Source organism: Micromonospora sp. NPDC000316 (genome assembly GCF_042898885.1).
GTDB lineage: Bacteria > Actinomycetota > Actinomycetes > Mycobacteriales > Micromonosporaceae > Micromonospora.
In genome coordinates this window covers 312,952-337,929 of sequence record NZ_JBIAZG010000005.1, presented here as the reverse complement: position 1 = coordinate 337,929, position 24,978 = coordinate 312,952, and the positions used below count along the sequence as shown (strand labels likewise).

General features: G+C 70.1%; 20 protein-coding genes. 10 read left to right on the top strand and 10 right to left on the bottom strand.

All coding sequences use genetic code 11. The features are described from left to right. The first annotated feature begins 193 nt into the window (after positions 1–193). Positions 194–979: a transcriptional repressor LexA gene (lexA, locus tag ACFY2Q_RS14420; protein WP_112586701.1), complete on the top strand. Its 786-nt coding sequence runs from the start codon at positions 194–196 to the stop codon at positions 977–979. Between the two features lie 73 nt (positions 980–1,052). Here lexA and ACFY2Q_RS14415 read toward each other — a convergent pair whose 3' ends face one another. Both ACFY2Q_RS14415 and hflX read right to left on the bottom strand, forming a co-directional pair. Further along, positions 1,053–2,753, bottom strand: a complete 1,701-nt coding sequence (locus tag ACFY2Q_RS14415) for a hypothetical protein (protein ID WP_387130211.1) — start codon at positions 2,751–2,753, stop codon at positions 1,053–1,055. Between the two features lie 50 nt (positions 2,754–2,803). Continuing rightward, positions 2,804–4,258 carry a GTPase HflX gene (hflX, locus tag ACFY2Q_RS14410; RefSeq protein ID WP_387130209.1) on the bottom strand — a complete coding sequence of 485 codons (1,455 nt, stop codon included), beginning with the start codon at positions 4,256–4,258 and terminating at the stop codon, positions 2,804–2,806. 184 nt (positions 4,259–4,442) lie between these two features. Here hflX and ACFY2Q_RS14405 point away from each other — a divergent pair, with 184 nt between their 5' ends. Continuing rightward, on the top strand, positions 4,443–5,909 hold the full coding sequence (locus ACFY2Q_RS14405; protein ID WP_387130208.1) for an NAD-dependent malic enzyme: 1,467 nt from the start codon (positions 4,443–4,445) through the stop codon (positions 5,907–5,909). A gap of 249 nt (positions 5,910–6,158) precedes the next feature. Here ACFY2Q_RS14405 and dapF read toward each other — a convergent pair whose 3' ends face one another. Genes dapF through ACFY2Q_RS14390 form a run of 3 tightly spaced genes read right to left on the bottom strand, consistent with a single transcriptional unit; the run spans position 6,159 to position 8,645 of the window. Further along, on the bottom strand, positions 6,159–7,010 hold the full coding sequence (dapF, locus tag ACFY2Q_RS14400) for a diaminopimelate epimerase (protein WP_387130206.1): 852 nt from the start codon (positions 7,008–7,010) through the stop codon (positions 6,159–6,161). Between the two features lie 7 nt (positions 7,011–7,017). After that, entirely contained in the window at positions 7,018–7,944 is a 927-nt protein-coding gene (gene miaA / locus ACFY2Q_RS14395; protein WP_387130379.1) for a tRNA (adenosine(37)-N6)-dimethylallyltransferase MiaA, read from the bottom strand. After that, on the bottom strand, positions 7,929–8,645 hold the full coding sequence (locus ACFY2Q_RS14390) for a hypothetical protein (RefSeq protein ID WP_387130377.1): 717 nt from the start codon (positions 8,643–8,645) through the stop codon (positions 7,929–7,931). The genes miaA and ACFY2Q_RS14390 overlap by 16 nt, the downstream gene beginning before the upstream one ends. Positions 8,646–8,891: 246 nt before the next feature. On the opposite strand from ACFY2Q_RS14390, the gene ACFY2Q_RS14385 reads away from it, so the two are divergent. The 3 genes from ACFY2Q_RS14385 to ACFY2Q_RS14375 all read left to right on the top strand — a co-directional run bounded on the left by ACFY2Q_RS14385 (position 8,892) and on the right by ACFY2Q_RS14375 (position 13,790). Next, positions 8,892–10,100 carry a DUF349 domain-containing protein gene (locus ACFY2Q_RS14385; RefSeq protein ID WP_387130205.1) on the top strand — a complete coding sequence of 403 codons (1,209 nt, stop codon included), beginning with the start codon at positions 8,892–8,894 and terminating at the stop codon, positions 10,098–10,100. A 469-nt stretch (positions 10,101–10,569) separates the two neighbouring features. Continuing rightward, the gene (locus ACFY2Q_RS14380; protein ID WP_387130204.1) at positions 10,570–12,174 is read left to right on the top strand and encodes a cellulase family glycosylhydrolase; all 1,605 of its coding nucleotides are present in this window, start codon (positions 10,570–10,572) and stop codon (positions 12,172–12,174) included. A gap of 245 nt (positions 12,175–12,419) precedes the next feature. Beyond that, the gene (locus ACFY2Q_RS14375; protein WP_387130202.1) at positions 12,420–13,790 is read left to right on the top strand and encodes a cellulose binding domain-containing protein; all 1,371 of its coding nucleotides are present in this window, start codon (positions 12,420–12,422) and stop codon (positions 13,788–13,790) included. Between the two features lie 51 nt (positions 13,791–13,841). Here the strand turns inward: ACFY2Q_RS14375 and miaB are convergent, their stop codons facing one another. Continuing rightward, positions 13,842–15,356, bottom strand: a complete 1,515-nt coding sequence (gene miaB / locus ACFY2Q_RS14370) for a tRNA (N6-isopentenyl adenosine(37)-C2)-methylthiotransferase MiaB (RefSeq protein WP_387130200.1) — start codon at positions 15,354–15,356, stop codon at positions 13,842–13,844. A 55-nt stretch (positions 15,357–15,411) separates the two neighbouring features. Between miaB and ACFY2Q_RS14365 the strand changes: the two genes are divergently transcribed. Next, on the top strand, positions 15,412–15,663 hold the full coding sequence (locus ACFY2Q_RS14365) for a DUF2277 family protein (protein WP_387130198.1): 252 nt from the start codon (positions 15,412–15,414) through the stop codon (positions 15,661–15,663). A gap of 46 nt (positions 15,664–15,709) precedes the next feature. Here the strand turns inward: ACFY2Q_RS14365 and ACFY2Q_RS14360 are convergent, their stop codons facing one another. After that, positions 15,710–16,189: a hypothetical protein gene (locus ACFY2Q_RS14360; RefSeq protein ID WP_387130196.1), complete on the bottom strand. Its 480-nt coding sequence runs from the start codon at positions 16,187–16,189 to the stop codon at positions 15,710–15,712. A gap of 226 nt (positions 16,190–16,415) precedes the next feature. After that, positions 16,416–17,405 carry a selenide, water dikinase SelD gene (gene selD / locus ACFY2Q_RS14355; protein WP_387130195.1) on the bottom strand — a complete coding sequence of 330 codons (990 nt, stop codon included), beginning with the start codon at positions 17,403–17,405 and terminating at the stop codon, positions 16,416–16,418. A gap of 195 nt (positions 17,406–17,600) precedes the next feature. Between selD and ACFY2Q_RS14350 the strand changes: the two genes are divergently transcribed. Genes ACFY2Q_RS14350 through ACFY2Q_RS14335 form a run of 4 tightly spaced genes read left to right on the top strand, consistent with a single transcriptional unit; the run spans position 17,601 to position 21,003 of the window. Then, entirely contained in the window at positions 17,601–18,356 is a 756-nt protein-coding gene (locus ACFY2Q_RS14350) for an amino acid ABC transporter ATP-binding protein (protein WP_357012236.1), read from the top strand. 59 nt (positions 18,357–18,415) lie between these two features. Next, on the top strand, positions 18,416–19,294 hold the full coding sequence (locus ACFY2Q_RS14345; protein ID WP_387130193.1) for a glutamate ABC transporter substrate-binding protein: 879 nt from the start codon (positions 18,416–18,418) through the stop codon (positions 19,292–19,294). Positions 19,295–19,330: 36 nt separating this feature from the next. Beyond that, positions 19,331–20,038 (top strand): amino acid ABC transporter permease, encoded by a 708-nt coding sequence (locus tag ACFY2Q_RS14340; RefSeq protein ID WP_387130192.1) that lies wholly within the window; start codon positions 19,331–19,333, stop codon positions 20,036–20,038. Further along, on the top strand, positions 20,035–21,003 hold the full coding sequence (locus ACFY2Q_RS14335) for an amino acid ABC transporter permease (RefSeq protein ID WP_387130191.1): 969 nt from the start codon (positions 20,035–20,037) through the stop codon (positions 21,001–21,003). Before ACFY2Q_RS14340 ends, ACFY2Q_RS14335 begins: the two co-directional genes overlap by 4 nt. Positions 21,004–21,091: 88 nt before the next feature. Here ACFY2Q_RS14335 and rny read toward each other — a convergent pair whose 3' ends face one another. Beyond that, positions 21,092–22,858, bottom strand: coding sequence for a ribonuclease Y (rny, locus tag ACFY2Q_RS14330; protein ID WP_387130189.1), 1,767 nt, complete (start codon positions 22,856–22,858; stop codon positions 21,092–21,094). A gap of 669 nt (positions 22,859–23,527) precedes the next feature. Further along, a complete protein-coding gene (locus ACFY2Q_RS14325) occupies positions 23,528–24,301 on the bottom strand; it encodes a 3-keto-5-aminohexanoate cleavage protein (RefSeq protein ID WP_387130187.1) in 774 nt (257 codons plus the stop codon). Between the last annotated feature and the right edge of the window lie 677 nt (positions 24,302–24,978).

Genomic DNA, 24,978 nt, shown 5'->3' with positions numbered 1-24,978 from the left:
AGGAGTGGTTTTTCACTCCGACACGCCGGTGAGAGGTCGTACAGATGTTTGAAAATGACCGATCTCACCTATACGGTCAGGAACAGCCGGGCGCGTTGGATCTTCAGCACACCCGGCCCCGCAGCACCGTTTCGGCACCACCGCACGCACCACGAGCCGACGAGGCACCCAGCGCCGACCAGGGAGGACGGACGTGACCGAAGACCGGGCCAGCCGGCCGAAGAGCCCGCAACAGATCACCGAGGCGGGCCCGCCGGCCACCCGACGCCGCAGCGCCGCGCGCAGCCGGACGGGCCAGCCCGCCGTGCGCGCGGTCACCCCGGTGGTCAGCACCTTCCCCGACCCGGCGACGGTCGACCTGACCGCCCGCCAGCGGCGCATCCTGGAATTCATCCGCAACTGGGTGGAGCGACACGGCTATCCGCCGAGCGTCCGAGAGATCGGCGAGGCGGTCGGCCTGGTGTCGCCGTCAAGCGTCGCCTACCAGCTCAAGGAGCTGGAGAAGAAGGGCTTCCTGCGCCGCGACCCCAACCGGCCACGCGCCGTTGACGTCCGCGCCCCCAGCGAGGCCATCGACGACGAGTTGTCCCGCGCCCAGCGACCGACCCCGGCGTACGTGCCGATGCTCGGGCGGATCGCCGCCGGTGGGCCGATCCTCGCCGAGCAGGCTGTGGAGGACATCTTCCCGCTCCCCCGCGAGTTGGTGGGCGAGGGCGAGGTCTTCATGCTCCAGGTCAAGGGCGACTCGATGCTCGACGCGGCGATCTGCGACGGCGACTGGGTGGTCGTCCGCCAGCAGCCGACCGCCGACTCCGGCGAGATCGTGGCCGCCATGCTCGACGGCGAGGCGACAGTCAAGACCTACCGGCGACGCGACGGCCATGTCTGGCTGATGCCGCAGAACCCGGCCTTCGACCCGATCCCCGGTGACGACGCCACAATCATGGGCCGGGTCGTGGCGGTGCTGCGCCGGATCTGACCGGGCCGCGGGTGAGTGCCACCACGGCGCTCACCCGCGCGACCGATCGCGCGTTGCTCCCGGCTCCTATGGGTCAGTAGCGGTCGCCCCGGTGAGGGCCGCGACGACCCCCCGGATACTGCCCGTACGGGTCGACAGGCGCGTCCTCGTCACGTCTGCGAGGCGACCGCTGACCCCGATAGTCCGGGTCCTGCCCGCCGCGCCGAGGAGGCTCCGCCCGACCGCCGCCGGCCGGGCCACCGGAGGGCGGCTGGCCACCTCCGCCGTAGACGCCGCCGCCGGGCCGACCACCGCCGCCACCCGGAGGGCGACCGCCTCCGCCTGCCGGCCGGCCACCGCCACCACCAGCGCCCGGCGCACGACCGCCGCCGCCGTAGACGCCGCCACCGCCAGCACCGCCACCGGCTCCCGGCCGGGGAGCACCGTAGCCGCCGCCGTCAGCCGCTGCGGGCCGCCCGCCGCCGTACACCGCCCCGGCCGCCGGCGCCGGGCCACCACGGCCCGCGCCGGCCCCGTAGACCGCGCCGCCCGCCGGTGCGCCACCGCCGTAAACGCCGCCCCGACGATCATCGGCTGCCGGGCGGCCGTCAACGTTGCCACGACCCACCGGGTCGACGGGCTCGTCGTCCGGGTCCGACCGTTCGGACCCGGCGGTCGGCGGTCGGCGGCGGGCCCGCACGATGCCGAAGATGCCCGCGCCGACCAGCAGCAGGCCGACCACGCCGACGGCACCGACCAGGTAGGTGATCTCGTCGAAACTCAGCCCGTCGAACCAGGACCGCGAGGCGGCCGGCTTGGCGGCGGCATCGGCCGCGAGCGGCACAGCCGTCGAGGTGGACGGCTGGTAGCTGAGGATGTCCACCGGATCGTCCTCGCTGAACTGGCCGCCGTCGGAGACGGTGACGAAGCTCTTGCCGTCCGGGGTGTAGCTGATCGCCTCGCCGAACGGGTCCGCCAGCGGCGTCACCCGGGGCTTTCCGGTCGTGAGCGCGCCGACGATGTCGCCGCCGGCCACGTCGTACTCGAAGGCATCCGCATAGGTACGCAGGACGACCCGCGCGCCGTCCGGAGAGCGGGCCGCGCCGGTGATCGCGACCCGGCCGAACGTGTTGAGCGGGTTGTCGGTCTCCGTGGCGGGCAGTGCGATGTCGCCGACCTTGCGCATCGGCACCGGGTCGGTGTCGCCGGTCTTCAGGGCCGCCGCCGGGGTGTAGATCTCGGCCTTGCCGCTTGTCACCTTGGTGATGATCAACGGCTTGCCGTCGTCGCCGATGAGGAGCGCCTCGGCGTCGTGCGGCTTGCCCTCGGGGTACGAGAGCCTGTGCAACACGGGCTTGCTGGTGCCGGCCACCGGCATCGACCAGAGCGCCACCCGCTTGCGGCGTTCCTTAGCGGTAACGTTGTCACCGGTGTCAGCGATCCAGAGGGTTTTACCGTCTGGGGAGAGCGCCAGATCCTCGGTGTCGAAAGGGCCAGCGCCCGAATACTGGACGGGCTCCCTCGCGATCTTGCACTTGCTGTCCAGGAAGAAGACCCGCTTGCGCGCCGGGATCTCGGTGCTGTCGTTGATGACGATGTAGCCGCTCTTGGTCGCCACCAGCCCGGACAGCTCCCGCAGACGCTCGTCGGCGACCGTGCACAGCTTCTTGCCGGGGGTGACAGCGGGCGGCTCGGACTGCCCGGGAGCGGGAGCGGCAACGGCCACTCCGGCAAGCGCCACGGTTGCCCCAAGCAGGCCGAGGGCAACCGTGACCGAGGAAACGACGCGGCGCATTCGGCCAGTGTCGCATGCCGCACGTTTCGCGTGGATGACGCCGGGTCCGGTCAGGACCGCCCGACGGCTGCCTTGCCCTGCCTCTCGACGTCGAACGGCGCCAGTTCGGCGGCAAGCGCCGCACTGACCCGGACATGCAGCAGAGTGCCCTCCGCCAGGTGCGAGGTGCTGAGCACCTCACCCGTGCGGTGCACCCGGGACACCAGGTCACCCCGGTCGTACGGCAGGACCGCCCGGACCTCCACCGCGGGCTGCGGCAGCCGCTCCTCGATGGCCTCGCGCAGACCGTCGATGCCCCGCCCGGAGTGTGCCGAAACGAATATCGCGTCCGGCCAGAGCCGCTTGAGCCGCAGCAGCGTGTCCTCGTCGGCCGCGTCGGTCTTGTTGACCACCAGCAGCTCGGGAAGCCGGTCCGCGCCCACCTCGGCGAGCACCTCGTGGACAGCCCGGACCTGCTCCTCGGGATCCGGGTGGGTGCCGTCGACGACGTGCACCACCAGGTCGGCTTCCGCGACCTCCTCAAGCGTCGAGCGGAACGCCTCGACGATCTGGTGCGGCAGGTGCCGCACGAAGCCGACGGTGTCGGAGAGGGTGTAGACCCGCCCGTCGGAGGTGGTGGCCTTGCGGGTGGTCGGGTCCAGCGTGGCGAACAGCGCGTTCTCCACAAGCACACCCGCGTCGGTGAGCCGGTTGAGCAGGCTGGACTTGCCGGCATTGGTGTAGCCGGCGATTGCCACCGCGGGGATGGCGTTGCGGGAACGGCGGGCGCGCTTGGTCACGCGTACCGTGCGCATGCTCTTGATCTCGCGGCGCAGCCGGGAGATGCGGTGGCGGATGCGCCGCCTGTCGGTCTCCAGCTTGGTCTCACCGGGACCACGCACACCCACACCGCCGCCAGCGCCGCCGCCGCGACCGCTACCACCGGTCTGCCGGGACAGCGTCTCACCCCAACCACGCAGCCGGGGCAGCAGGTATTGCAGCTGGGCCAGCTCGACCTGCGCCTTGCCTTCCTTGCTCTTGGCGTGCTGGGCGAAGATGTCGAGGATCAGCGCCGTCCGGTCGACAACCTTGACCTTGGTGCGCTGCTCCAGGTTGCGCAGCTGCGACGGGGACAACTCGCCGTCGCAGATGACCGTGTCGGCACCTGTGGAGAGCACCACCGCGCCAAGATCCTCGACCTTGCCGCGGCCGATGTAGGTGGCCGGGTCGGGACGCGAGCGGCGCTGGATCAGCCCTTCGAGCACCTGCGAACCCGCGGTCTCGGCGAGCGCGGCCAGCTCGGTAAGCGAGTTTTCGGCATCGGTGACCGTGCCCTCGGTCCAGACGCCCACCAGGACGACCCGCTCCAGCCGCAGCTGGCGGTATTCCACCTCGGTGACGTCGGTGAGCTCGGTTGACAGGCCCGGGACGCGTCGGAGGGACTGCCGCTCCGACAGCTCCATCTCGCCGGTGGTGACGTCGTCGAGCTCGTCCTCGACCCCGACGAAGCTCTCCTGGTCTCGCAAGCGGTTCTCCTGTCCGTTTTGATAAGTAGAACGTAATCCTGACATGAGACAACAAGCGACGCACCTGCTATATGCCCGTGCTGAGGGTCGCCAAAAGTGGGGGCGACTGCCAGTCGACCTCGTCAACCCGGTAGAAATGCGGGGCGGCGACCGACCGGTCGCACAGCCGTGACGGAGGGACCCCGTGGCCATCACCCGACTGCCGAGCGCCGGATTTTCGATCACCATCCGGATCGCAGTGACCGCAGACGCCTCCTCGATCGGCCGACTCACCACCTCAGTCGGCGAGGCCGGGGCGATCGTCACAGCGCTGGACGTGGTGGACTCGGACCCGACCCACGTGATCGTCGACCTGACCTGCGACACCGCCGACGCCAGCCACGCCGACCAGGTGGTCCAGGCGCTCACGGCGCTGGACGGCGTGGACGTGCGCAAGGTGTCGGACCGGACGTTCCTGCTGCACCTCGGCGGCAAGATCGAAGTCACCTCCAAGGTCGCGCTGCGCAACCGTGACGAGTTGTCCCGGGCGTACACCCCTGGGGTTGCCCGGGTCTGCATGGCCATCGCCGAGAACCCGGCGGACGCCCGCCGGCTGACGATCAAGCGCAACACCGTCGCGGTCGTCAGCGACGGCTCGGCCGTGCTCGGCCTCGGTAACCTGGGCCCCGCCGCGTCGCTGCCGGTGATGGAGGGCAAGGCCGCCCTGTTCAAGCGCTTCGGCGGAGTGGACGCCTGGCCTGTGGTGCTCGACACCCAGGACACCGACGAGATCGTGCAGATCGTCAAGGCGATCGCGCCGGCCTACGGCGGGATCAACCTGGAGGACATCGCCGCGCCGCGCTGCTTCGAGATCGAGGCCCGGCTGCGCGAGGCGCTGGACATCCCGGTCTTCCACGACGACCAGCACGGCACCGCGATCTGCGTGCTGGCCGCGCTCACCAACGCGCTGCGGGTCGTGGGCAAGCAGCTCGCGGACGTCCGGGTGGTGGTCTCCGGAGCCGGCGCCGCCGGCACCGCGATCATGAAGCTGCTGCTGCGCCAGGGCGTCGGCGACATCATCGCGTACGACCGCGAGGGCGCCCTGCACCGCGGGCTGACCGGGCTCAACTCGGCCTGGCAGTGGCTGGCGGACAACACCAACAAGGAGAACTACGCGGGCGACCTGCCCGGCGCGATCCGTGGCGCCGACGTGTTCATCGGGGTCAGCGCGCCGAACCTGCTCACCGGCGAGGACATCGCCCAGATGGCCAAGGACTCGATCGTCTTCGCGCTGGCCAACCCGGACCCGGAGGTCGACCCGCGGGAGGCGCGCAAGTACGCCGCGGTGGTCGCCACCGGCCGCTCCGACCAGCCGAACCAGATCAACAACGTGCTCGCCTTCCCGGGAGTGTTCCGCGGCATGCTGGACGCGCACGCCGAGGAGTTCACCGAGGAGATGGCGCTCGCCGCCGCCCGGGCCATCGCCGACGTGGTCGGTGAGGACAAGATCAACCCGACGGTGATCGTGCCCAGCGTCTTCGACGCGCGGGTCGCCCCTGCGGTCGCCGCGGCCGTACGCGCCGCCGCGAACAACCCGAGCCCGCTCCCGGCCGCCGACCCCGGCCCCGCAGACCTCCCCGAGATCGCCGCAAACGCCAGCGCCACCCCCTGAGCAGTCGCGACGGCCGCCTGGAGGGGTCGTCGCGAGCCCTTTGCTCTGCTTCAACCACCGCAACGGTCGGTGTCCGGATATCGGACACCGGCCGTTGCGTCCGTTGAAGCAGAGCAAAGGAGGCACCTTGCCCCCCGACTGCGGCCAGGCAGATCAGCTTGCCCCCGACTGCGGCCAGGCAGATCAGCTTGCCCCCGACTGCGGCCAGGCAGATCAGCGCACACGGCGACCCGCCAGCGGCGCGCAGGGTCAGGCGGCGGTCGGGAGGGCGTCGAGGTCGACCTCGCCCGTGGCCACCAGCAGAGCCGGGCCGGCGAGCCAGCAGGAGTCGTCGGTGACGGTGACCGTGACCCGACCCCCCGGCACGTCGACCGCGACCACTCCGGTGTCCCGGCCTGCATCACGCAGGGCCACGGCGGCCACCGCGCAGGCACCGGTGCCGCACGACAGCGTCTCGGCGCTGCCACGCTCGTACACCCGCATGAGGGTGTGCTCGTCCACGCCGTCGACCGGCTCGCCGGCCACGATGAACTCCACGTTCACGCCGGCCGGAAAGACAGCCGCGTCGAAGTCGGGCGCGGTCGTGAGGTCCAACGCGCCCAACTCCAGGTCAGGCGGCAGGACGCAGACCAGGTGCGGGTTGCCCACATCCACGACCGTGCCGGACAGCGGCCGCCCGGCGAGGGTGGCGGTGGAGTCGTCGTACAGCCGGGGGCGGCGCATCTCGACCGCTACCGTTTCCCCCTCGATCAGCGCACGCACCACCCCGGCCCGGGTCGCCACCGGCAGCGGCGCGTCCGTCGGCGTCACCCACTTGTTGTCGATCAGGTAGCGGACGAAGACCCGCGAGCCGTTGCCGCACATCTCGGCGAACGAGCCGTCGGCGTTCCAGTAGTCCATGAACCACTCGGCCTCACCGGCCTGCCCGGCGCCATCCGGATGCTTTGCCGCGCGGACCACCCGCAACACCCCGTCCGCGCCGATGCCCCGCCGCCGGTCGCAGAGCGCCGCGACCAACTCCGGGGTCAGGTCGAGCTGACCGTCCGGGTCGGGAAGGAGGACGAAGTCGTTGCCGGTGCCGTGGCCCTTGGTGAACTCCACGCCCCCATCATCGCGCAGCGGCGGGGACCACACGCAGGGCAGCCTCGATCAGGTCCGGCGTCGACGAATCCAGCCACTGGATCCGCGGGTCGCGCCGGAACCAGGAGCGCTGACGGCGGACGAAACGCCTGGTGGCGCGGACCGTCTCGTCGTGCGCCTGCGCCTCGGTCAGCTCACCGGCTAGCAGCCGCAACACCTGCTGGTAGCCGAGCGCCCGGCTGGCTGTCCGACCCTCGGCCAGCCCTCGACCGAGCAGTCCTCGGGTCTCCGCCACCAGGCCGTCGGCCCACATCCGGTCCACGCGTACCGCGATCCGCTCGTCCAGCAGGCCGGTGTCGAGGTCGACGCCGAGCTGCACCGACGGGTAGTACGGCGTCGGCTTCGGCAGCGACGCGGCGAACGGCGCACCGGTCAACTCGATCACCTCGAGCGCCCGGACGATCCGACGGCCGTTACCGGGCAGGATGCTCTCGGCGGCGGCCGGGTCGGCGGCGCGCAGCCGCGCGTACAGGGGCGCAGGGCCCACCTCGGCCAACTCCCGTTCCAGCCGCTCGCGCAGCGCCGCGTCGGTGCCGGGGAACTCGAACCGCTCCAGCACCGCCCGCACGTACAGTCCTGACCCGCCGACCAGCAGCGGCACCCGGCCCCGGGACAGGATGTCGTCAACGGCCGCGCGGGCCAGCCGCTGATATTCCGCGACGCTTGCCGGCTCGGTGACCTCCCAGATGTCGAGCAGGTGATGCGGCACACCGTCCCGCTCGGCGAGGGTCAGCTTGGCGGTCCCGATGTCCATGCCCCGGTAGAGCTGCATCGAGTCGGCGTTGACCACCTCCCCGTCCAGCGCATGCGCCAGAGCGATGCTGAGCGCCGACTTGCCCGCCGCCGTCGGGCCAACCACCGCCACGACCGTGCCGCCGCTCACACCCGCTCCCAGGACGCCACGAAGTAGGCCACGCCGTACGGCGCCGAGTCGTGCAGCAGCTCACCGCGCCACCCGCCGCCGCTCGCCCGGGCCACGGCCGCGAGCACCTGCCACGACGCCCGGCCAGCGACCTTCAACTCCGCCGACAAACCCGGGTCGAGGTCGCGCAGACCGTCCAGGTCCGCCCCGGCCAGGGCCGCCGCAACCCCCTTGTCGTACGCGAGGGCACGCGGATCGTCGTACCCCGGGGACTTCTCGCCCCGGCAGGCCGACCCGTCGCCGAGCACCAGCAACGCGACCCGCTCACCGGCGGTGGCGACCTCCTCTGCGAGCGCGGTCAGCTCGGCGGGACCGGCGTCGGAGGTCACCTGCAGGGCGGTCACCGGCGCGGGGGTCGCCGGGGCGGGGGTCACCGGGGCCGCAGACGCCTGGTGGCGCGCGGCGTGGCGGCCCAGCAGCCAGGCTCCGATGGTCAGGCTCAGCGGCAGCACCGCACCCCGGTCCGGCTGACCGGGGACCAGTGGCACGTCCAGATCGAGGCCCCAGGGCTGCAGCGATCCGGTGGCCGGGGGCCGGATCAGGCCTGTCGTCGGGCCGGTGCCGATCAACACCACCGCGTCCGGTACGGCGGCGAACAGCCGACCGACGGCTGTGTCGCAGGCCGCACGCAGGTCGGCCAACTCGGGCGCCGCCGCTCCTGCCACCTCGGGCATGAGCAGGGGCGGATGCGGGCAGACTGCAGCGGCGACCAGTGGCACTCAATCACCGTAGCGGGAATCCCCGGTGGGTCTGCGCGCCGATCCGGTCAATCGGGCTCTAGGACACCGTATGGTCACGGTCGGCGATAGGCGCTCGACGCGGACCGGGGCGGACCTGTGACAATGCCGGAAGTAACTTGGCTGCGCCGTGGCGGCGACGAGGGGTGATTCCCTCGACGCCGGGAGAACGAGGATGGGCACATGAGCGACTGGACTGCCTTCGGACGGGTGGACGCGGACGGCACCGTCTACGTCAAAACCACCGAGGGCGAGCGGGTGGTCGGATCCTGGCAGGCGGGGGCACCGGAGGAGGGCCTGGCGCACTTCGCACGCCGCTTCGCCGACCTGGTCACCGAAGTGGACCTGACCGAGGCACGGCTCAACTCGGGCGCGGCGGACGCCGGGCACTCGTTGAGCACGATCCGGCGGATCCGCGCCTCGCTGCCCGAAGCCCACGTGGTCGGCGACATCGACGCCCTGGCCGCGCGACTGGACAAGCTGGCCACCCTCGCCGAGGAGAAGGCCGCCGAGGCGCGTGCCGCCCGGGACGCCGCCCGCGGTGAGGCCCTGGCCCGCAAGACCGCGCTTGTCGAGGAGGCGGAGAAGCTGGCCGCCGAGTCCACCGGCTGGAAAACCGCCGGGGACCGGCTCAAGGAGATCCTCGACGAGTGGAAGACCATTCGCGGGGTCGACAAGAAGGCCGACGGCGAGTTGTGGAAGCGGTTCGCCGCCGCCCGGGACGGCTTCACCAGGCGTCGGGGCGCCCACTTCGCCACCCTTGACTCGCAGCGCAAGCAGGCGCAGACCGCCAAGGAAGAGCTGGTCGCCGAAGCGGAGAAGCTCAAGGACTCCACCGAGTGGGCCGCCACGGCCAACCAACTCAAGGAGCTGATGACGCAGTGGAAGGCCGCGCCGCGCGCCTCGAAGGAGGCCGAACAGAAGCTCTGGGAACGGTTCCGGGCCGCGCAGGACGCCTTCTTCAGCCGGCGCAGCGAGGTCTTCTCCGCTCGGGACAACGAGCAGCGCGGCAACCTGGAGCGTAAGCAGGCCCTGCTGGCCGAGGCCGAGGCGTTGGACATCGACGGTGACCCGAAGGGCGCCCAGGCCAAGCTGCGGGAGATCCAGGCCCAGTGGCACGAGGCCGGCCGGGTGCCCCGCGAGGCCGCCACCGGGCTGGAGCGCCGACTGCGCGCCATCGACGACAAGGTCCGCGACGTGATGGACTCGGCGTGGCGTCGTACCACTAAGGAGGACAACCCGCTGCTCGCCCAGATGCGGGCCCAGGTGGCCGAGGCCGAGGAACGGCTGGCCCGGGCGCAGAGCGCCGGGGACACCCGCCGGATCAAGGAAGCCGAGCAGGCCCTCGCCTCGAAGCGCCAGTTCCTCCAGCTCGCCGAGCAGGCCGGCTGACCTAACGCGTTCCGGGAGCCCTCGACCCTCGACTGGGCCGGGGGCTCCCGCATGTCCGCGCCCCGCGCCCCGCGCCCCGCGCCCCGCGCCCCGCGCCCCGCGCCTCACGGCAAGATCAACACAACTTCAGGGAAGTTGCTGCCTCCGACGCGCGGGAAGCAGCAATATCCGCGATGTTGTGTGGATCTTGCCGTGAGGCGGGAGCGGGAGCGGGAGGTGGGCGTCCCGGTTGACGCATTGAGGTGGGCTGATGAGAATGGGCGACGGAGTCAGGTAGGGCCACCGGCACGAGGGCAACGACCGCGGGACACCGCAGTCACGGGTCGCCGGTGAGCTTCCGCGAGTGTCCCCGTCCGCGTGACATGGACCGTCGCGCACTGTCCGCGTACCCACATGGGAGCGTGACGTGCCGACGGCCGCTCGCCCGCGCCCGCCCTCGGCCGGCGTGGGCCTCCGAAGTGGAGCTCGCATGTTCCGTCCCAAAGCTCTCGGCGGTGCGCTGACCGCGCTCGCCACCGCCGCGGCCGGCGTCTTCATCGCCGCCGCGGTCAGCACCAGCCCGGCCGTCGCCGCTGGCACGGGTACCGGCTATCTGCACACGAACGGCAACAAGATCGTGGACAGCACCGGCACGACTGTCCGGTTGACGGGCATCAACTGGTTCGGCATGGAGACCGACAACAAGACTTTCCACGGGCTGTGGTCGAACAACCCGTGGCGGGGGCAGCTCGAAAAGATGGCCAGCCTGGGCTACAACACGTTGCGGGTGCCGTACTCGAATGACGCGCTGAAGCCGGGCGCGACCGCAAGTGGGGTCAACGACTTCGTCAACCCGGACCTGGTCGGGCTGTCGCCGTTGCAGATCCTGGACAAGGTGATCGACTACGCCGGCAGCAAGGGGATGCGGATCATCCTGGACCGGCACCGGCCGACGGCGGCCGGGCAGTCGCCGCTGTGGTACACGTCGACGGTCTCCGAGGCGACCTGGATCAACGACTGGAAGATGCTCGCCCAGCGGTACGCGGGCAATCCCACCGTGATCGGCGCGGACCTGCACAACGAGCCGCACGCCGAGGGCACCAACCCGGCGGCCACCGGCGCGTGTTGGGGCTGCGGCGACACCACCCGGGACTGGCGGCTGGCCGCCGAGCGGGCCGGTAACGCAATCCTCGGTGTCCAGCCCAACTGGTTGATCTTCGTGGAGGGGGTGAGCTGCCCCAGCGGTGGCCTCTCCAACGTGTGGGACAACGACCCGAGCAACGACGAGGACTGCGGCTGGTGGGGTGGCAACCTGTCGAAGGCCGGCCAGTTCCCGGTGCGGCTGAACGTCGCCAACCGGCTCGTCTACTCCCCGCATGAGTACGCCACGAGCGTCTACGAGCAGGAGTGGTTCAAGGCCGCCGACTACCCGGCAAACCTGCCGGCCATCTGGGACAAGTACTGGGGTTACCTGCACAAGCAGAACATCGCGCCGATCATGATGGGCGAGTTCGGCAGCACCCTTGCCGACCCTCGGGACAAGGTGTGGCTGGAGAAGTTGATGGCGTACACCGGGACGGGGGTGACCGGAATGTCCTTCACCTACTGGTCGTGGAACCCCAACTCCGGTGACACAGGTGGCATCGCGCTCGACGACTGGACGAACATCAACACCGCCAAGCAGGCGATCCTCCAGCCGTACCTGATCGCGCCTTCCGGTGGCGGCGGTCCGTCGTCGTCGCCGACGGCCACGGCGTCGCCCACAGGCGGTCCGAGCAACCCGCCGACAGGTGCCTGTACGGCCACCTACAAGCAGGTCAACGCCTGGCCGGGCGGCTTCCAGGGCGAGTTGACCGTGAAGAACACCGGCTCGGGCGCGGTGAATCCGTGGTCGGTGACCTGGAGTTGGCCGTCCGGGGTGACGCTGGGCAGCGGTTGGAACGCCACGGTCACGCAGACCGGCACGACGGTCACGGCTGCCGCACCGAGCCACGCCCCGTCGTTGCCGGCGGGCGCGTCGGTCACCGTGGGCTTCACCGCCAACGGCACCGCCACCGCCCCGGCGACTGTGAAGCTCAACGGCGCCAGCTGCTGAGACGGGCACGCAGGACGGCCGGTATCGCTTGACGGGTACCGGCCGTCCCGGCGATTTACATTCAATGACGTCTATGGTTCCATCGGGAAAGCGTTTGCCTGCTGGCAGGTGGGCGCGAGCGCGGGAGCCGCTTTCCTTCACGTACCTGAACTGGCGGGCCCGAGGACCGACAGGTCCCGGCCGATATCGCCGCCCACGGGCATGGGCGTCGCGACGGTGCGTCCGCCTCACCGAAAGGAAGCAGCATGCGCACAGCACAGCGTCGGATGACGCTGATCGCCACCACCGCCGCGGCCACCGCCACCCTGCTCACCGCAGGCCTCCTGACCGCCGTCTCGGCCCAGGCCGCCGCCGGCTGCCAGGTCGCCTACTCCGTCGCCAGCCAGTGGCCGGGCGGTTTCACCGGCAACGTCACAGTCACCAACCTCGGCGACCCCGTCTCCGGGTGGACGCTGCGCTGGTCGTACGGGGCCGGCCAGCAGGTCAGCCAGGCGTGGGGCGCCACCGTCTCGCAGAGCGGCAGCCAGGTGTCGGCGGCAAACGTCGACTACAACGGCACCCTGGCGACGAACGGCAGCGCCTCGTTCGGCTTCAACGCAAGCTGGAACAACTCCAGCAACCCGCTGCCGACCAGCTTCACCCTGAACAACGTGGCCTGCACCGGCGGCACCACGCCGACCACGCCCGCCAACCCGTCGCCCAGCACGCCGGCGCCGAGCAACCCGCTGCCCAGCGACCCGGTGCCGAGCATTCCGCCGCAGACCGGCCTCGTCGGCTGGGCCACCCAGAACGGCGGCACCACGGGCGGCGGTGGCGCGCCGACGACCACAGTCACCAACGCCTCAGCGCTGACGAGCGCGCTGAACGCCACAGGTTCCGCGGTGATCCGGGTGTCCGGGACGATCTCCTGCTCGGGCATGCTGCGGGTCCGGTCCAACAAGACGATCCTCGGCAACTCCGGCGCGACAATCGCCGGCTGCGGACTCAACATCAGCGGCGACCGCAACATCATCATCCGGAACCTGACCTTCCGGAACTGGAACGACGACGCGATAAACGTGCAGGAGTCGGCCACCAACATCTGGATCGACCACAACAGCTTCAGCAGCGGGTACGACGGCGCTGTCGACATCAAGCGCGGGTCGGACTTCGTCACCGTGTCGTGGAACCGGGTCTTCAACCACGACAAGACGATGCTGCTCGGCCACAGCGACGACAACGGCGGCGAGGACATCGGTCACCTGCGGGTGAGCTACCACCACAACTGGTTCGACGGCAGCAACCAGCGCAACCCCCGGGTGCGGTTCGGCAACCCGGTGCACGTGTTCAACAACTACTACCGGGCCAACGGTGGATATGGGGTGGCCTCCACGGAGAACGCGGGTGTGCTCGTCGAGGGCAATTACTTCGAGAACGTCCGCGACACGTACCACCTCGGTGAGGGCGACTCCGGCCCGGGCCGCATCGTCGCCCGCAACAACCACTTCGTCAACTCGCCCACCGGGCAGGCCGGCGGCAGCGTCGCCAGCATCCCGTACCCCTACCAACTGGACACGGCGAGCAACGTCAAGTCCATCGTGACGGCCGGCGCCGGCGCCGGACGGATCACTGTCTGAGCTATGGCCCCCTGTTAACGCCTGGCGTTTAACAGGGGGCCCTTCCTTGCACTAGTGGGTGGCGCAGCCCGCTGTGGGCGCGGGGGCGACCGCCGGAGCGCCGATCGTGGGCAGACCCAGCAACACCCCTGGGGTACGCGGGGAGCGGCCCGCCTCGGCGGCGTCGCCGGCCCGGGTGCGGCGGTGCGCCACCGGCGCGCCGTCGGCGTTGAGGTGGTGCGGCGCGGCGTACGTGATCGTGGTGTGCACGATGTCGCCCGGCCGGATCTGGCCGGCAAGCGACTCCGCGCCCGGAGCCTCGGTCGCGAAGTGCACGAGTCGACCGTCGCGGGCCCGGCCGGACATCCGCCCGGTCCGCTCGTCCTTACGACCCTCACCGACCGCGACGAGCACCTCGACGGTCTCCCCCACCAGGCGCTTGTTCTCCGCCCAGGTGATCTCCTCGACGGTGGCGATCAGCCGCTCGTAGCGCTCCTGCACGACAGCCTTGGGCAGTTGGCCGTCCATCGTCGCGGCCGGGGTGCCGGGGCGCTTCGAATACTGGAAGGTGAATGCCGACGAGAACCGGGCCTCGCGGACCACGTCCAGGGTGCGCTGGAAGTCGGCCTCGGTCTCGCCGGGGAAGCCGACGATGATGTCTGTGGTGATCGCCGCGTCCGGCATCGCCGCCCGGACCTTCTCGATGATCCCCAGGTAGCGCTCGGAGCGGTAGGACCGGCGCATCGCCCGGAGCACGTCGTCGGAGCCGGACTGCAACGGCATGTGCAGCGAGTGGCAGACGTTAGGCGTCTCGGCCATCGCCGCGATCACGTCGTCGGTGAAGTCCTTCGGGTGCGGGCTGGTGAACCGGACCCGCTCCAGGCCGTCGATGTCGCCGCACGCGCGCAGCAGCTTGCCGAACGCGTACCGGTCGCCGAACTCGGCGCCGTAGGAGTTGACGTTCTGCCCGAGCAGCGTCACCTCCAGCACGCCCTCGTCGACAAGCGCGCGCACCTCGGAGAGGATGTCGCCGGGGCGGCGGTCCTTCTCCTTGCCGCGCAGGGAGGGCACGATACAGAACGTGCAGGTGTTGTTGCAGCCCACCGAGATCGACACCCAGCCGGCGTACGTCGACTCGCGGCGGGTCGGCAGCGTGGACGGGAAGACGTCGAGGGATTCGAGGATCTCCACCTCGGCGGCGGCGTTGTGCCGGGCCCGCTCCAACAGCACCGGCAGCGAGCCGATGTTGTGCGTGCCGAACACGACGTCCACCCAGGGCGCCTTGCGGACGATCTCGCCGCGGTCCTTCTGCGCCAGGCAGCCACCGACGGCGATCTGCATGCCGGGGTGCTTGTCCTTCACGGGGCGCAGATGACCGAGGTTGCCGTAGAGGCGGTTGTCGGCGTTCTCCCGCACCGCGCAGGTGTTGAAGACGACGACGTCCGCGGTGTCGTCGGCCTGGGGCGCACGCACGTAGCCGGCCTGTTCGAGCAGGCCGGAAATGCGCTCGGAGTCGTGCACGTTCATCTGGCAGCCGTAGGTACGCACCTGATAGGTGCGCGGGCTGCCCGCCGCTGCGGTAGTCATGACCCGGACAGCGTATCCGGGTCGGCCGGATCCCCCGAACCGAGGAGCAACCGATATGTGTCGGAGCATCAAGACGTTGCGTGAGCCGTTCACCCCGCAGGTGACCGACGCGGACGTCGAGGCGGCGGCGTTGCAGTACGTCCGGAAGATCTCAGGCTTCCGGGCGCCCGCCGCGCACAACGCCGCCGCGTTCGACGCCGCCGTGGCCGCCGTCGCCGAGGCCACCCGCACCCTGCTCGACCAGTTGGTGGTCCGGGGCGCCGCACCGGCCGCCGTCGCCGACCAGCCGGCCGTCGCTCACGGCTGAGCGCCCACGACACCCGACGCCGGCCCGCACGAGGCGGGCCGCCCGGTCAGGCAGCGGCGAGCGCCGGTGCGACCGTGTCGGGCGCCCAACGCGAGCGGTGACACTGCGACCAGCCCCGGCAGCCCGGGTCGGCGACTGTGCAGAGCCGCTGGCGGCTGAGCACCTCACCGTCGTCGGTTTCCCGCACGTCGAAGTGCACCGGACGGACCGTGCCGTCCGGTGCGACGAGCAGGTGCCGGCCGGCGTCGAGCGTGTCGTCGCGCAGCAGGCAGTTGCGGTCCAGCAGACGGGCCAGCGCGGCGATGCTGGCGTGCTCGCCGAGCTGCTCGGGCACCCCGTAGCAGTCGACCACCGTCCCGAACTCGCCAGGCGTCTGCCAGACGTCGCACACCACCGCGTACGCCGGCAGCCGAGCCGGGTCGGCCACGGCCAACGGCATCACCACCCGACCGAGCGCCTCGGCCAGCGCCGGGTAGACCTCAACGGGTCGTGCCCGGTCGATTCTCCAGTTCCACAGCTCGGTCATTCCGCCTCCTCGCTGCGTTCGTCCCACCGGCCTCCGAATCGGGCCTTACACACGATGGTGGGGGGCATTTGACCCCAGCCGGGGGCAAGTTACCGGTCTGTGACCATTCCGGGCAAAATTTCCCTGCGATGCATTGCTCCGAGTAGCGGGAAGGTGACAGTTTATCGGGTATGGTGCGCGATCCCCACCACCGCCACCGCGTGTTCGACGACGGCCGCCGGGCGGGTCACCGCAGGACGACGAGGTGCGCGCTGCGGGGCAGCAACTCCCCCACCACGGGCGCGCCGGGCACCTCGCCGGCGACCAGCAGGCCACCGGAGGTCTGCGCGTCGGCCAGCAGCAACCGCTCGCTCTCGTCCACGCCACCGAAATCGGTCCACGGGGTGACCCACTCCAGGTTGCGCCGGCTGCCGCCGCTGACGTACCCGTCGCGCAGCGCCTCCCGGGCTCCGGCCAGGTAGGGCACCCGGGCCGTGTCGATGGCGACGGTGAGCTGGCTGGCGCGGGCCAACTTCGAGGCGTGCCCGAGCAGACCGAACCCGGTCACGTCGGTGCCGCAACGGATCCCTGCGGCGACAGCCGCCCGGGAGGCGTCCCGGTTGAGCGCGCTCATCGTCGCCACGGCCTCCGGGAAGCTCTCGCCGGTGTTCTTGTGCCTGGTGTTGAGCACGCCCACCCCGAGCGGCTTGGTCAGCGACAGCGGCATCCCAGCTCGCCCAGCGTCGAGAGTGATCAACTCCTCAGTGCGGACCGTGCCGGTGACCGCGAGGCCGTACTTCGGGCCGTCGTCGTCCACACTGTGCCCGCCGGCCAGGTGGCAGCCGGCCTCCCGGGCCACGTCCTGACCGCCGCGCAGCACCTCGCCGGCCAACTCCATCGGCAGCACGTCGCGCGGCCAGCAGAGCAGGTTGAGCGCGACGAGCGGGACACCGCCCATCGCGTACACGTCGGAGAGCGCGTTGGCCGCCGCGATCCGCCCCCAGTCGTAGGCGTCGTCGACGACAGGGGTGAAGAAGTCGGCGGTGCTGACCAGGCCGGTCCGCTCGTCCAGGCGGACCACCGCGGCATCGTCGCCGTGGTCCAGGCCGACAAGCAGTTCGGCGGTGCCGGTGGCCGGGCCGAGGCCCGCCACCATGATCTCCAGTTCGCCCGGGGGAATCTTGCAGGCGCAGCCCCCGCCGCGGGCGTAGCGGGTCAGCCTCACCGGTTCGGTCATCCTTCTATGATCTCGGTTACGATCGGTCGACGCCACCAAACACTGCTGTCGATGACCGAGGTTGAACCTCCGGCACGAGTTGGAACGGTGTTACCGCTCCGTGACCAACCGAGTTGCATTCCGCCACATGAGGCCGCCTACAGTTGCCCCAACCAGGGGGTCATCCGACCCCGATCCGGGAGACGACAGGGGACGGTGGACGACGTGACGACGGGCGAACCGCTCATCGTGCTGGATGCGGTCAACAAGTGGTTCGGGCCGCTGCACGTGCTGGACAACGTCTCGCTGTCGGTGGGTCGGGGTGAGGTCGTCGTGGTCATCGGCCCGTCCGGCTCCGGCAAGTCGACGCTGTGCCGCACCATCAACCGACTTGAGCCGATCAACTCCGGCACCATCATCTTCGACGGCCAGCCGCTGCCGGCCGAGGGCAAGCCGCTCGCGAAGCTGCGCAGCGAGGTGGGCATGGTCTTCCAGTCCTTCAACCTCTTCGCCCACAAGACCATCCTCGAGAACGTCACCCTCGGCCCGGTAAAGGTCCGCAAGGAGAAGCCGGCGGCCGCCCGCGAGCGCGGCCTGGCCCTGCTCGACCGGGTCGGCATCGCCAACCAGGCGGACAAGTTCCCGGCCCAGCTCTCCGGCGGCCAGCAGCAGCGGGTGGCAATCGCCCGAGCGCTGGCCATGCAGCCCAAGGCGATGCTCTTCGACGAGCCGACAAGCGCCCTGGACCCGGAGATGGTCGGTGAGGTGCTCGACGTGATGACCTCGCTGGCCAGCGACGGCATGACGATGGTCGTGGTCACCCACGAGATGGGCTTCGCCCGGCACGCCGCGAACCGGGTCATCTTCATGGCCGACGGTCAGCTGGTCGAGGACGCCCCGCCGGCGGAGTTCTTCGCCAACCCGCGCAGCGAGCGGGCCAAGGACTTCCTCTCCAAGATCCTCACGCACTAGGCGTCCGTAGTTGGAGCACGCCGCCCCCGGTGGTCGCTCCGTTGATGAAGGAGAAAAATATGCGTATCAAGCGCGTTGCGGCAATCGCCGCTGTCGCCGCTCTGGCGCTCGGCCTCACCGCCTGCGGTGGAGACGACGACGCGGAGGGCACCGGCTCCGGCAGCAAGTCCTTCGCCGCCGGCAGCACCATGGAGAAGCTGAACAAGGCCCAGAAGATCAAGATCGGCACCAAGTTCGACCAGCCCGGCTTCGGCCAGAAGGGCCTGTCGGGCAAGCCGGAGGGCTTCGACGTCGAGGTCGCCAAGATCATCGCCAAGGAGCTTGGCATCTCCGACGACAAGATCGAGTGGGTGGAAGCCCCCTCGAAGGTCCGCGAGGACGTGATCGTCAACGGCACCGTCGACCTGGTCGCCGCGACCTACACGATCAACGACAAGCGCAAGGAGCGCATCGCCTTCGCAGGCCCGTACTACGAGGCCGGCCAGAACATCATGGTCAAGAAGGACGAAGCCGCTATCACCGGTCCGGACTCCTTCAAGGACGGCACCAAGAAGGTCTGCTCGGTCACCGGCTCCACGCCGGCCGAGGAGATCAAGAAGTACGTCAAGGACGTCGGCTCGCAGCTGGTGCTCTTCGACACCTACGACAAGTGCCGCGACGCCCTCAAGGGCGGCCAGGTTGACGCCGTCACCACGGACAACGTGATCCTGCTCGGCTACATCGCCAAGGACGAGGCGTCCTTCAAGCTGGCCGGCGCCAACTTCACCAAGGAGCCGTACGGCATCGGTGTGAAGAAGGAAGACAACGACTTCCGCAGCTTCATCAACGACACGCTGGACAAGGCTGTCGCCGACGGTAGCTGGAAGAAGGCCTGGGACGACACCGCCGGCAAGTTCGGCGCCGAGCTGGGCTCCGCGCCCACCATCAACCGCTACTGATCCTTCGATCTGGAGGGTGGGGAGGAACACCGACCCGTGAACGTGCTCATCGACAAGTTCGACGTCTTTGCGGGTGGATTTTGGCTCACCCTCCAGATCTGCTTACTCGCCGCGATCGGCGCCCTCATCCTGGGCGCCATCGTGGCGGTACTCCGCATCTCCCCGGTGCCGCCGCTACGCGCACTCGGCACCAGCTATGTGAACATCTTCCGTAACCTGCCGCTGACCGTTGTGATGTTCTTCGCCGCCTTCGGTCTGCCGGCGCTCGGCTCCAACGCGGACTTCCTCCGCATCCCGGTGATCGACTCGCTGTTCACCCGACTCGGCACCGACCTGCCGTACTTCCGGTTCGCGCTTATCGCCCTGGTGCTCTACACCGCGGCGTTCGTCTGCGAGGCACTGCGGTCCGGCGTCAACGCGGTACCCCCCGGCCAGGCTGAGGCCGCGCGGTCGCTGGGCCTGACCTTCGGGCAGAACCTGCGGTTCGTGGTGCTGCCGCAGTCCTGGCAGGCCTCGGTGGTGCCGCTCGGCTCGGTGATCATCGCCATGATCAAGAACTCGGCGCTTGCCGGCTTCTTCGGTGTGGTCGGCGACCTGTCAGCGACAGCCGACCAGCTCACCGGCGCCGAGGGCTACGCCTTCATCCCGGTGGCAATCGGCATCTCGGTCGGTTACCTGATCATGACCGTGCCGCTCGGCACCCTGCTGGACCGGATCGAGAAGCGACAGGCGGTGGCCCGATGAGTCAGCAGACAAGCGTCCTCTACGACGTTCCCGGGCCCCGGCAGCGGCGAATCACGCTGATCAGCAGCATCGCCGCCGGGCTGGTCCTGCTCGTCGGCGCCTACTTCCTTGTCTACCGACCCCTGGACGAAAAAGGCCAGTTGTCGATGGACCTGTGGGGTCCGCTGATCGACCCCTCCAACGAGAACTTCACCCTCGTCTGGGAGCGGATCGGCATCGGCTTCAAGAACACCCTGATCGCGGCGGCGCTGGCCATCGTGGCCTCCCTGGTGGTCGGCACGCTGCTGGCGATGCTGCGGATCCAGCTCAAGAGCCTCACCGGCCGCAGGTTCACCGGGCTCGCCACGCCACTGTCCTACCTGCTGCGCGGGCTGAGCACGCTGCTCTCCGCGATCACCCGGGTCTGCGTCGAGGTGTTCCGCGGCCTGCCGGTGGTCATCACCATCTTCTTCGTGGCCCGCGGCTTCCCCGAGTTCGGCGTCACCTTCGACAACCTGTGGTATCTGGTCATCGGCCTCACCATCTACAACTCGGTGGTGATCGGCGAGATCCTGCGCTCCGGCATGGAGGGCCTGCCCGGCGGGCAGGGCGAGGCCGCAGCCGCGCTCGGTCTCTCACCGTTCCAGTCGACCCGAATGATCCTGCTGCCGCAGGCGTTCCGGATCATGCTGCCGGCGCTGATCAGCCAGCTCGTGGTCGTGCTCAAGGACACCTCGCTCGGCTTCATCATCAGCTACGAGGAGACCCTGAACATCGGCAAGCAGATCATCGGCGCACTGGGCAACCCCATCCAGGTGTACGTCGTGATCGCCGTCCTCTTCATCGCGGTCAACTACTCGCTGTCGAAGCTCGCGCAGTACGTCCAGCGCCGGCTCGCCCGGGGCCGCAAGACCGCCAACACCCCGGCACAGGCCCCGCCCCCCGCGGCACTGATGTCCCAGGCCGAGGGCGCCGGCGGCGTCTGACCCACACCCCGCACGCAGTGCAGAAGGGCCAGCCCGGCATCCGGGCTGGCCCTTCTCGCTTCTCCTCGACAGGGGTCGAGGACCCGGATCAGCGGGCGATCTCGGTGACCCGGGACTCGCGGACCACCGTGACCCGGATCTGACCCGGATAGGTCAGCTCCTCCTCGATCTGCTTGGCCACGTCCCGGGCCAGCACGGCCGCCCCGATGTCGTCCACGTCGTCCGGCTTGACCATCACCCGGATCTCCCGGCCGGCCTGCATGGCGAAGACCTTGTCCACGCCGATCTTGCCGGCGGCGATCTCCTCGATCCGCTCCAGCCGCTTGACGTACGCCTCAAGACTTTCCCGGCGCGCACCCGGCCGACCACCCGAGCAGGCGTCGGACGCCTGGGTGAGCACGGCCTCGATGGTCTGCGGCGGCACCTCGTTGTGGTGCGCCTCGATGGCGTGCACCACGTCCTCGTGCTCGCCGTACTTGCGAGCCAGGTCGGCGCCGATGATGGCGTGGCTGCCCTCCACCTCGTGGGTGAGCGCCTTGCCGATGTCGTGCAGGAACGCCGACCGCTTGATTGTCGGCACGTCCAGCCGCAGCTCGGCCGCCATGATGCCGGCGATGTGTGCGGTCTCGACCAGGTGCTTGAGGACGTTCTGCCCGTACGACGTGCGGTAACGCAATCGGCCCAGCAGGGTGACCAACTCCGGGTGGATCTCGGTGATGCCGACCTCGACCAGGGCGTCCTCGGCGGCACGGAGGCAGAGCTGCTCCACCTCCTGGCGGGCCAGGTCGTAGACCTCCTCGATCCGGTGCGGGTGGATCCGCCCATCCAGCACGAGCTTCTCCAGGGTGAGCCGGCCGACCTCCCGGCGCACCGGGTCGAAGCAGGAGAGCAGCACCGCCTCGGGGGTGTCGTCGATGATCAGGTTGACACCTGTCACCGACTCGAAGGCGCGGATGTTGCGCCCCTCCCGACCGATGATCCGACCCTTCATCTCGTCACCGGGCAGGTGCAGGACACTTACCACGCTCTCGGCGGTCTGCTCGCTTGCCACCCGCTGGATCGCGTCCACGACGATGTGCCGGGCCCGCTGCTCGGCGGTGTTGCGGGCGTCGGACTCGATGTCCCGCACCAGCAGCGCCGCCTCCCGCTTGGCAGACGTCTCGATCGCCTCGATCAGCTCCAGCCGGGCCGCGTCGGCCGTGAGGCCGGCCACCCGTTCCAGCTCACGGCGGCGCAGCTCCTCCGCCTCGGCCAGCTCGGCCTCGCGCTGGGCGACAGCCGACTCCCGCGCCGCGAGGGCGGCGCTCGCCGCGGTGAGCTGCCGCTCCCGCTCGGCGAACCGCTCCACCTCCTCGGTGTGCAGCCGCTCCCGCTCGTCCATCCGCGCCGCCCGGCGCTCCACCTCGGCAGCCTGCTCCCGAGTGGTGGCGGCGAGGACCGCGACCTCCCGCTCGCCGCTGCGGCGGGCCGTCGTACGCAGTTGCTCGGCGTCCGCCTCGGCCTGCTTGTGCGCCCGTTCCAGCACGGTGTCCGCCTCGGCGCGGGCGTCGTCGAGCATCCGCCGGGCCTCGGCCCGCGCCGCTTTCGCCTCGGCCGTCGCGGCCGCCGCCTCGGTACGCGCGGCGGCAGCCGCCGACTTCGCCACGTCGATCGTGCTGTTCGCCTGGTCCGCCGCGTTGCGCAGGGCGGCCAGCGACTGCTCCTGACGGTCCTTCTCGGCGATGAAGGCCGGATCCTCCGGGGCCGGTGCCGCACCCATCCGGCGCAACGTCCGCACGCCGACCAGCACCGCCACGACCACCACCACGGCGAGGATCAGGACGGCCGCGAGGAGCACGACGTCGAGGGCATTCATGCCGGGACCCCGCTGGGTCTACCGGTGAACCTGTGCCGCCGCCCCGCCATGGCCGCCTCCCCTGAACGTCAAGACCGCAGCGACTGTGCCATAGGCACACTCCTGCGGCTGTGGACGCCCGACCGGAGCGGCTGGCCGTGGGTAGCTCTCTCCGCCGGCGGTGCCCGCAGGCAACGTCGGCGACCGGGTGCAGTTGTCGCGGCGTTCCGGACCGGCCAGTCCGGAGCTGCCACCAAAGGCCGCGGAGTCGGCCAAAGTGATGCTGTTCTGTTACGCGATCTATGTTGTGGACTTAGCCTGCGTTGGTCGGGCAATGTGAGCCTGTATGGCGAGGCTAGGTCGCCGGGGGTGGTCTGGTCAAGAAGTCATGATCAAACCCCCCGAACGGAGAGAAGTTGCAGGGTCACGGAGAGCCAACATTTGCCCGGACACTGCTGGACAAATCTCGCCACAGCCCGGCCAGCCATCGGTGATCGCCACTGCTAGCGGGGGTCCAGACGCGGGTTCAGCTCAGGCCGTCGGGGCCGCCGGGCACCCTCGCCGCCCGGACCGCCAACACCGACGGTGACTGTCCTCGATCTTCCACTCAATGGTCAAGCAGTCGCGGTGGACTGCGGATGACCCCGGCGCCGACGGGTGCCGGCAGGGGTGTCGGCGGATGACATCAGGTCAGCGGGCACCGGCGGCGAGCGCGGCGGCGACCAGCGCCGCGTTGTCGGGCGCGGGGGTGCCGTCGGGCAACTGAAGGGTGTCTTCGAGGCCGATCCGCGTGTGCAGGCCCCTTCGGACCGCCTCGGCGAGCACCGGCCAGGTGCCCGGCCCCTCGGCGTGCAACAGCACCGGCACAGCGGCAGGGCTACCGGCCACCCCGCGCGCGGCGTCTCGGTGCCCGACCTCCCCGCGCGCGGCGTCTCGGTGCCCGGCCGGTAGTGCGGTGAGCATTCGCGCCGCGTCGGCAAGCGCCACGTCAGGCTGCTCGGCCATGCACTCGACGAGGATCCGGCCGACCGGCACCCGCCAGCCCCGGTACGCGGCGACCGCCTCGACCGTCCAGAGCCCCACCTCCACCATGACGCCCCGCTCGTGCAGCGCCGCCGCGACCGCTTCGGCGCCCTCCTCGTGGGCGTTGACCGAGGCGAAGTCCGGCAGCACCTGCCAGGCCCGGACCGCCGCCACCCGGGCGGCCGGGTCCGGCTCGATCCAGGCGCCGGTGCTCACCCCGACGGGCAGCCCGGGGCGGGTCGTCCGGATCGCGGCCAGCGCCTCGGCTATCGCGTCGGGGTGGAGCGACTCGATACCGGCCGAGTCCCGTGGATGCACGTGCACAGCCGCCACACCGAGTGCTGCACAGCGGGCCGCGTCGGCGGCCAGCTCGGCCGGGGCGATCGGCACGGCCGGGTGCTCCGCACTACCTCGGCCACCGTTGAGGCACGCCTTCAGCATCAGCACCACCCGCCATCGGAGCCGCTGACCAAGAAGACCCACCGACGCGTCGACATCGTCGTAGTCTTCCCCAACCGGCAGTGGGTCATCCGCCCTCCTGGCGCGGCGCTGGCCGGGCCACACCGACGACAGAACCGCGAGCCGCAGCCACCTATCGTGCAATGAATGTGCAGCGACAGCCGCGCCGCCGCGTCAATTCGCGTGCGATGTCAATTGGCTGAGGCGTGCTCCAATCAGAACTTGAAGAGGTTGCGAAGGCTCGACAAATGTGCCGATGACCGAACCGCCGGTGGCGCAAATCAGCCCTAATCCGATTTCGGCCACCAACGAACCTCCGGCGGCTAAACGGTCCCTCGACCCGGCCGGGTGGTCCGCCGAGGACATCGGCCGAGGACCTTCCATCAGGCCGGCGATCAGCCCCTGGGCGCATGTCCGAAACCTTGGCCGCTGTCCACACCGACGGCGCCACGCCGATAATCGACACCACCCAGGAGGAAAAGGGCCCGTCGGGTTTACCGATCCGAAATCGTGGCGTGAATCCAACAGACGCCGAACTTCAGTGGTGGTAAACCCCTCGAAGGGCTGGACACTCGACGGAATACATCTGCGGTGCTTGACCTGAAAAAACGCCCCTTGTTTGAATGATCACCTCGCATGACCTTCCTCATAGGAAGGTC